Source organism: Rhodococcus sp. EPR-157 (genome assembly GCF_001647195.1).
Classification (GTDB): domain Bacteria; phylum Actinomycetota; class Actinomycetes; order Mycobacteriales; family Mycobacteriaceae; genus Rhodococcoides.
Genome location: NZ_LVCV01000028.1, coordinates 1 through 4,461, shown reverse-complemented (window position 1 = coordinate 4,461; position 4,461 = coordinate 1). Strand labels below are relative to the sequence as shown.

The following is a 4,461-nucleotide window of genomic DNA, read 5'->3' as shown; positions in this document are numbered from 1 at the left end:
CACACGTCGGCGCACTCCTCGAGTCTGCCGAAACTGCAGCGGAACTGGTCGAACAACTGACGACCTGACCGATTCCGCAGTGTCTTGCCACCCCAAGAGGGGACCCAATCGGTAGGGTGAAGGTCCGAGCAGGTACTGCGAATACGTAAGGAGGTCGGCGACTATGGCTCAAGAGCAGACACGGCGCTCTGGCGGTGGCGACGGCGACGACGAGGTCCCCGGTGAGGCCGGTGGTGGTCAGGAACGACGCGAGAAGCTGGCGGAAGAGACCGACGACCTCCTCGACGAGATCGACGACGTGCTCGAGGAGAACGCTGAAGACTTTGTCCGTGCCTACGTCCAGAAGGGCGGCCAGTGACGGTGGATCGCTCAGCGAACCCGGCTACGGGCGATCTGTTCCCGCAATTCGGCTCGCATCATTCTTCGTTCACCGATCATCTACGTGATCACGCACCACACCTGCTTCCGGAGAACCGTGTGACTCCGTCCGACGGTCCGTTGTCCGGTGGTTCGTTGTCCGGTGGATCGCTGTCGGACATTGCGCCGCATGGCACGACCATCGTTGCCGTGGCGTACGCGGGTGGCGTGTTGATCGCTGGCGATCGGCGCGCGACGCAGGGAAACCTGATCGCGAATCGCGACATGCAGAAAGTGTTCGTGACCGACGACTTCTCGGCGGCTGGAATTGCAGGTACCGCCGGATTAGCGATCGAACTCGTCAGGCTGTTCGCCGTCGAACTCGAACACTACGAGAAGATCGAAGGCGTGCCGTTGACGTTCAACGGCAAAGCCAACAAGCTGTCCTCGATGGTGCGCAGCAACCTGGGCGCAGCGATGCAGGGCCTGGCTGCGGTCCCTCTTCTCGTGGGCTTCGACGTCGACATCGCCGATCCCGAACATGCGGGCAGAATCGTCTCGTACGACGTCGTCGGTGGCCGCTACGAGGAACAGTCCGGCTACCACGCCGTCGGATCCGGTTCGTTGTTCGCGAAGTCGGCGATGAAGAAGTTGTACACCCCAGGTCTCGGTGAGGAGGACGCACTCAGGGCCGTGGTGGAGTCGCTGTTCGACGCCGCCGACGACGACTCGGCGACCGGTGGACCCGACGTCACTCGCGGGATCTACCCGACCGCAGTGACCATCACCAGCGTGGGTGCGAACGAGGTCGCGCAGTCACGGATTGCCGATGCCGCACACGCGGTGATCGCCGAGCGTGCAGCGCAAGGGGGGACGACGTCATGACCATGCCGTATTACGCATCAGCCGAGCAGATCATGCGCGATCGCTCGGAACTGGCGCGCAAGGGTATTGCTCGCGGTCGAAGTGTCATCGTGCTGTCGTACGCAGACGGCGTCCTCTTCGTCGCCGAAAACCGCTCGTCCGCCCTGCACAAGGTCAGCGAACTGTACGACCGTCTCGGTTTTGCAGCGGTAGGTAAGTACAACGAGTTCGAGAATCTGCGCAAGGCTGGAATCCTGCACGCGGATACCAAGGGGTACACCTACGACCGGCGCGACGTCACCGGTCGCTCTCTTGCCAAAACGTATGCACAGGCGCTGGGTACGATCTTCACCGAGCAACTCAAGCCGTACGAGGTCGAGATCTGCGTCGCCGAGGTTTCGCATTCGGACGAGCCGGTGTCGAGTCAGTTGTACCGGATCACGTACGACGGATCGATCGTCGACGAGCAGGATTTCGTCGTCATGGGTGGTACCACCGAGCCGATCGTCACTGCATTGAGAGAGTCCTACCGATCCGGGTTGGATCTCGCAACCGCGGTACAAATTTCGGTAGCCGCGCTGGGTGCGGGCGCGGCCCCGCCTGCGAACGGCGCGGCCGAATCCGAGAAGAAGACGCTCGAGGTGAGTTCGCTCGAGGTTGCAGTCTTGGATCAGGCTCGTCCGCGTAGGGCTTTCCGACGTATCGCCGGCGCGGCCTTGCAGGACATGCTCCCTGCTGACACAAAGCAGGATCCTGCACCGCCGTCCGACTAGTCAGAACACTCTGACACGGCCTCGGCTTCTACTGCTCTCGGTAGAGGACGAGGCCGTTGTCGTCGACGCCGAACTCGAAGCTGCGGCCGTCCGCCGTCACTTCACCATCGGTCGCGAGGGCGACCGATGGTCCGACGACGTCCACCGCCAACGTGCGGACCGAGGAATGTACGTACGTCGACGACGCCCCCAGCGTGCCGGTCAACGCGGCCAGGACAAGCCGCGTGCGGGACAGGAACGGGGTCGACGGCAGGTATCGCACGTCGAGGGTCCCGGATCCGATGGACGGCCGCGACATGGGAACTTGATCGGCTGGAGCGTACTGGCCGTTGCCGACGAAGAGCATCCACACTGCCTGTGGACGACCGTCCAGCTCGATCTCGAGCGGGCGGGCGCTTGCAAGCACTCGGATCATGGCGACAGCAGCAGCCGGCCACTTTCCGATTCGGCCCTCCAACTTCTCACGAAGTCGAACCGAGTCGGGATATCCGCCGAAGGTCGCGGTATTGACGAAGGGCACCCGCTCGTTGCCGTCCACGAGAACCCGTGCGAGATCGACGTGAGCCGCGACGCCACTCTCCACGGCGGAGGCAGTGGATTCGATGTCCGCGACGCCTGCATCCCGCGCGAAGTGATTGAGTGTCCCGCCGGGAAACACCGCCAGCGGTAATTCGTGCCGAACGGCGGATTCGGCCACACTGACGATCGTCCCATCTCCGCCGCAGACCCCCAGCGCCGTGGGCGCGGACCGGTCGATGAGGTCTTCGAGTTGTTCGTTGAAATCGTGTCCGGGTTCCGGTTCGAAGATCTCGGCGTTCGGGAGACGGTCACGGATCGACTTCGCGATTCCGTCGTCGGAACCGGAGCCGGGATTGACTAGAACCAACATTCCTTGGCCGCCAGGAAGCGCAGGGAGATCCACGCGCTTACCGAGAACGGCCGGCTCTTCGGTGCGAACCGCCCACCACCGTCGAGTGGATAGAGCGATTCCGACTCCCAGCGCAGCACCGGCCAGAACATCGGAGGGCCAGTGAACGCCCGTATGCACTCGCGAGTAGCAGACTGCCGCCGCGAGGGGTGCCAAAGCTGCTCCGGCGAGCGGTGATTCGAGTGCTACCCCGGTTGCGAACGCGGCGGCCGACGCCGAGTGCCCGGACGGGAACGAGGACGACACCGGCGGCGATAGCACCCTACGCACGAACGGCGTTCGTTCGAATCCCGGACGTATCCGCGGAAACATGGGCTTGAGGATTCCGTTGGCGAGCACACTTGCGCCTGCCACGCCCAGCAATCCGCGCACCGCGCCTCGCCGGGTCGGTCCGGGACGGGCCGCAAGCAGGCCGGCCGTTGCACCCCAGAGCAGGCTGTGATCGGCTGCTTTGCTCAAGCTTCGCAGGGCCGGATCGGCGATGGATGCGCGACTTGCCGCTGTGCGATCGAAGAGTCGAACGTCCCATGCATGGATCAGGTCGGGCGTCGTTCTCGGTGTCTCGGTCACCGGTCCAGCCTAGGCGCCCCCATGTCGACACAGCATTTCTCGCCTCGTTCGAACGCTCCATCAGCGCGTGTGCGTTGTACTGTCGAAGTGTGCAACGACGAATTATGGGCATCGAGACCGAGTTCGGTGTCACGTGTACTTTTCACGGGCACAGGCGGCTGAGTCCGGACGAGGTGGCTCGGTACCTGTTCCGCAGAGTCGTGTCCTGGGGACGAAGCTCCAATGTGTTCCTTCGCAACGGTGCACGGTTGTACCTCGACGTCGGTTCGCACCCCGAGTACGCGACTGCCGAGTGCGACTCGCTTCTGCAGCTGGTCACTCATGATCGGGCAGGGGAGCGGGTGCTGGAGGAGTTGTTGATCGACGCCGAGCAGCGCCTCGCCGAAGAGGGCATCGGCGGCGACATCTACCTCTTCAAGAACAACACCGATTCGGCGGGAAACTCTTACGGATGCCACGAGAATTACCTCGTTCAGCGTGCCGGTGAGTTCTCGCGAATTTCCGACGTGCTGCTGCCGTTCCTCGTCACGCGGCAGTTGATCTGTGGCGCCGGCAAGATCCTGCAGACACCCAAAGCGGCCACGTTTTGCCTTTCTCAACGCGCGGAGCACATCTGGGAAGGCGTCTCCTCGGCGACTACGCGGTCCCGGCCGATCATCAACACCCGCGACGAGCCCCATGCCGACGCCGAGAAATACCGTCGTTTGCACGTCATCGTCGGCGATTCCAACATGGCCGAGACGACCACGATGTTGAAGGTCGGCACGGGCGCGCTGGTGCTGGAGATGATCGAGGCCGGTGTCTCGTTCCGAGATTTCGCTCTGGACAACCCGATCAGGGCAATCCGTGAGGTCAGCCATGATTTGACTGGTCGTCGACCGGTGCGTCTTGCGGGCGGACGTCAGGCGAGCGCACTCGAGATTCAACGGGAGTACTACTCCCGTGCAGTCGAGCACTTGAAGACGCGTG

Annotated in this window: 5 protein-coding genes; 4 read left to right on the top strand and 1 reads right to left on the bottom strand. The window is 63.2% G+C overall.

Features of this window, described 5'->3' with window-relative positions; all coding sequences use genetic code 11:
- Positions 1 to 163 precede the first annotated feature (163 nt).
- From A2J03_RS01100 to prcA, 3 genes are read left to right on the top strand one after another with little or no spacing between them, the layout of a single operon-like run.
- The gene (locus A2J03_RS01100) at positions 164 to 358 is read left to right on the top strand and encodes a ubiquitin-like protein Pup (RefSeq protein ID WP_019666269.1); all 195 of its coding nucleotides are present in this window, start codon (positions 164 to 166) and stop codon (positions 356 to 358) included.
- Entirely contained in the window at positions 355 to 1,242 is an 888-nt protein-coding gene (gene prcB / locus A2J03_RS01095; protein ID WP_068368548.1) for a proteasome subunit beta, read from the top strand. The genes A2J03_RS01100 and prcB overlap by 4 nt, the downstream gene beginning before the upstream one ends.
- Positions 1,239 to 1,994 carry a proteasome subunit alpha gene (gene prcA, locus A2J03_RS01090; RefSeq protein WP_068368545.1) on the top strand — a complete coding sequence of 252 codons (756 nt, stop codon included), beginning with the start codon at positions 1,239 to 1,241 and terminating at the stop codon, positions 1,992 to 1,994. Before prcB ends, prcA begins: the two co-directional genes overlap by 4 nt.
- A gap of 28 nt (positions 1,995 to 2,022) precedes the next feature.
- Here prcA and A2J03_RS01085 read toward each other — a convergent pair whose 3' ends face one another.
- Positions 2,023 to 3,492, bottom strand: a complete 1,470-nt coding sequence (locus A2J03_RS01085; RefSeq protein WP_231912312.1) for a bifunctional phosphatase PAP2/diacylglycerol kinase family protein — start codon at positions 3,490 to 3,492, stop codon at positions 2,023 to 2,025.
- Between the two features lie 89 nt (positions 3,493 to 3,581).
- Between A2J03_RS01085 and A2J03_RS01080 the strand changes: the two genes are divergently transcribed.
- Positions 3,582 to 4,461, top strand: an 880-nt coding sequence (locus A2J03_RS01080; protein ID WP_197480547.1) for a proteasome accessory factor PafA2 family protein, incomplete at its 3' end; no start/stop codon positions are given.